Origin of the sequence: Streptomyces flavofungini (assembly GCF_041028215.1) — a bacterium.
GTDB lineage: Bacteria > Actinomycetota > Actinomycetes > Streptomycetales > Streptomycetaceae > Streptomyces > Streptomyces flavofungini_B.
In genome coordinates this window covers 1-3,175 of the sequence record NZ_JASKYR010000856.1, presented here as the reverse complement: position 1 = coordinate 3,175, position 3,175 = coordinate 1, and the positions used below count along the sequence as shown (strand labels likewise).

2 protein-coding genes and 1 tRNA gene are annotated in these 3,175 nt (G+C 71.4%); 1 reads left to right on the top strand and 2 read right to left on the bottom strand.

Annotation, left to right across the window (positions count from 1 at the left end):
- Positions 1-233 precede the first annotated feature (233 nt).
- Positions 234-485, top strand: coding sequence for a chaplin (locus tag AB8Z36_RS35580; RefSeq protein WP_369217524.1), 252 nt, complete (start codon positions 234-236; stop codon positions 483-485).
- 67 nt (positions 486-552) lie between these two features.
- Here AB8Z36_RS35580 and AB8Z36_RS35575 read toward each other — a convergent pair.
- Together AB8Z36_RS35575 and AB8Z36_RS35570 are read right to left on the bottom strand one after the other, a co-directional pair.
- Positions 553-625: transfer RNA gene (locus AB8Z36_RS35575), tRNA-Lys, on the bottom strand.
- 80 nt (positions 626-705) lie between these two features.
- Positions 706-2,964: a DEAD/DEAH box helicase gene (locus AB8Z36_RS35570; protein ID WP_369217523.1), complete on the bottom strand. Its 2,259-nt coding sequence runs from the start codon at positions 2,962-2,964 to the stop codon at positions 706-708.
- Positions 2,965-3,175: the final 211 nt, after the last annotated feature.

Here is a 3,175-nt window from a genome sequence, read left to right as displayed (position 1 = left end):
CCCGCGCACCGCGGAGCCACGGGCGACTCCACCACCCGGGTGACACGGGGGCGCGGGCTCGCCGGTCACGGCGGCGGCGACACTCCGGCCCGGACAGTCGAATGAGCGGTTCCCTTGGTGCCCTCGGCCTACCGGGCAGTTCAAGGGCGGTCCGACGGGTGAGGCTCCCCGCGAGCGCCTCCGTCACTCCCGGAGCGCTCCCCCGTACTCCCAGCTCTCCTGGAGGCAACGCCATGAGCAAGTGCAGGATCCTCGCCGCCGCCGCGCTCACCACGATCGCCCTCATCGGCGGCGCCACGACCGCGGGCGCCACCAACGCGGACCCGAGCCCCGGCGCCCACGCGAGCGGCGCGGCCGTGAAGTCCCCCGGGGTCCTCAGCGGCAATGTCGTCCAGGTCCCGGTGAGCGTGCCGGTCAACGCCTGCGGCAACACGGTCGACGTCGTCGGCATCCTCAACCCGGCGGCGGGCAACGGCTGCAAGTAGCCGCCCGCTCCCGGCCCAGCAACACCACAGGCCCAGGTCAGATGCCTTCTGACCTGGGCCTGAGCGGTAGACCGTGTGGGACTCGAACCCACAACCAATGGATTAAAAGTCCACTGCTCTGCCAATTGAGCTAACGGTCCGCGTCGGTGCTCCCCCGAGCATAACGGAGGGCCCGCACGACGCGTGCGCCGTGCGGGCCCTTCGAAGACCTGACTACAGATCAGCCGTTGCGCTTCCAGCGCGGCTTGTCGTCGCGGCGGCCGAAGGAACCCGTGCCGGAGCCGGAGCGGTCGTCGCGGCGGTTGTACGCCGGGCGGTCGTGGCCGCCGGAGCGGTGGCCGCCGGCGGGGCGGTCGTCACGGCGGTCACGGTTGAAGGGGCGGTCGCTGCCGCGGTGGCCGCCGGCGGGGCGGTCGTCCCGGCGGAAACCGCCACCGCGGTTGTCGTCACGGCGGTCGCGGTTGAAGCCGCCACCACGGTTGTCGTCACGGCGGAAGCCACCCTCGCGACGGTCGTCACGGCGGAAGCCACCGCCACGGTTGTCGTCACGACGGTCGCGGTTGAAACCGCCCTCACGGCGGTCGTCCCGGCGGAAGCCACCACCGCGGTTGTCGTCACGACGGTCGCGGTTGAAGCCGCCACCACGGTTGTCGTCACGGCGGAAGCCACCGCCACGGTTGTCGTCACGACGGTCGCGGTTGAAACCGCCCTCACGACGGTCGTCCCGGCGGAAGCCACCGCGGTCACCGCGGTCGTCGCGGTTGAAGCCGCCACGGTCGCCCCGGCGGTCCTTCTCGTAGTTGCCGCGCTCGTCGCGCTGCGGGCGGCGGTTGTCGTACGAGGAGGAGCGCTCCTCGCGCACCGGGCGCTCCTCGACGGGCTGCTCGGGCACGGAGACGGCGGCCTCCACGACCGCCTCGGCGGCAGCGGCGGCCTCGGCGACCGCGGTCTCCGGGTCGTCGCCGCGCTCACGGGCGGCACGCGCGGTGAGGCGGTCGGCCTCGTCGCGCAGCTCGGCGGCGCGGCGCGTGGCGCGCTCCAGCTCCTTGGTGAGGTCCTTGACCTCACGCTCGGCCTGGGCCGCCGCGTTGCCCGCGGAGTCGGCCTGCACCTCGGTCATGGAGCGGGCGCCGGTGATCTCGGCGACCTCCGGGTCGAAGGTGCCGCCGCCGTTGATGATGTGGCGCGAGGCGTCGACGCCCGCGTCCTCCATGAGGCGGAAGATCTGGCGGCGCTGGTGCGGCAGGGAGAGCGAGACGACCGTGCCGGAGCGGCCCGCGCGCGCCGTACGGCCCGAGCGGTGCAGGTAGTCCTTGTGGTCGCCGGCCGGGTCCACGTTCAGGACCAGGTCGATGCCGTCGACGTGGATGCCGCGCGCGGCGACGTCCGTGGCGACGAGGGCGTTGACGTAGCCCTTCTTGAAGTCCTCGAGCACGCGGGTACGGGCACCCTGCGTCATGCCGCCGTGCAGCGCGTCGGCCTTCACACCGGCGTCGCAGAGCTGCTCGGCGATGCGGTCGGCGCCGAGCTGGGTGCGCACGAAGATGATCGTGCGGCCCTTGCGCGCGGCGATGGCGGCCGTGACCGGCGCCTTGTCGCGGGGCTTCACGATCAGGATGTGGTGCGTCATGGTCGTGACGTTGCCCTGGGCGCTGTCGACCTCGTGCGTCACCGGGTTGTTCAGGTAGCGCTTGACCAGCGTGGAGATCTCGTTCTCCATCGTGGCCGAGAACAGCATGCGCTGGCCGCCGGACGGAACCTGGTCGAGCAGCTCGGTGACCTCGGGCAGGAAGCCCAGGTCCGACATCTGGTCGGCCTCGTCGAGGACGGCGATCTGGGTGTTCTCCAGCGAGCAGGCGCCGCGGTTGATGATGTCGCGCAGACGGCCCGGGGTGGCGACGAGGATGTCGACGCCGCGCTCCAGGGCGTAGATCTGGTTGCCCATCGACGTACCGCCGCAGACGACCTTCATCTTCAGGCCGAGCACGTCGCCGTAGGGCTGGAGGGCGTCCGCGACCTGCATCGCGAGCTCACGGGTCGGGGTGAGGATGACGCCGCGGGGCTTCTTCTTCTCGGTGCGGCCCTCGGCGGCCAGGGTCGCCAGCATCGGCAGGCCGAAGGAGAGGGTCTTGCCGGAGCCGGTGCGGCCGCGGCCGAGGATGTCCTTGCCGGCCAGGGCGTCCGGGATGGTCGCGGCCTGGATCGGGAAGGGCGTGGTGACGCCGTTCTGCGCGAGCTTGCGGACGATGCCCTCGGGCAGACCGAGGTCGCCGAAGGTGATCTCCGGCTCGGCGTCCGAAGCGGCCTCGGGGGCGTCGGAGGCCTCGTCGGCCTCGGATACGTCGCTGGTGACCTCGGTGACGTCCGCGGCCTCGGTGAGCTCGACGGTCCCGGCGACCGTCTCTGCGGTCTCGCCGACGGCGGCTACGGCCTCGTCGTTCTCGGGCAGGACGGCGTGGTCAGAACTGAAAATGGACATGCGAAATGCGAAACCTTCCGGAGTCTCGGCACGCGCCCGTCAACTCCGTGATTTCGCAATGGACCGCCTCTATGCGGTCAGCCACGGCAAGGGAGAGTACGCGCCACGCGGCGCTCTTCTGTGTCGGCGCCGGGCAAATGGGATCAAACGATCTACCACCATACGCACCTACCCCCCTGCAATGCAAACCGCCCCCGTCACACCCTCTCCC

Excerpts from the sequence above, each read along its gene's own strand:
- AB8Z36_RS35570 (WP_369217523.1), bottom strand. The coding sequence starts at position 2,964 with ATGTCCATTTTCAGTTCTGACCACGCCGTCCTGCCCGAGAACGACGAG.
- AB8Z36_RS35580 (WP_369217524.1), top strand. The coding sequence starts at position 234 with ATGAGCAAGTGCAGGATCCTCGCCGCCGCCGCGCTCACCACGATCGCC.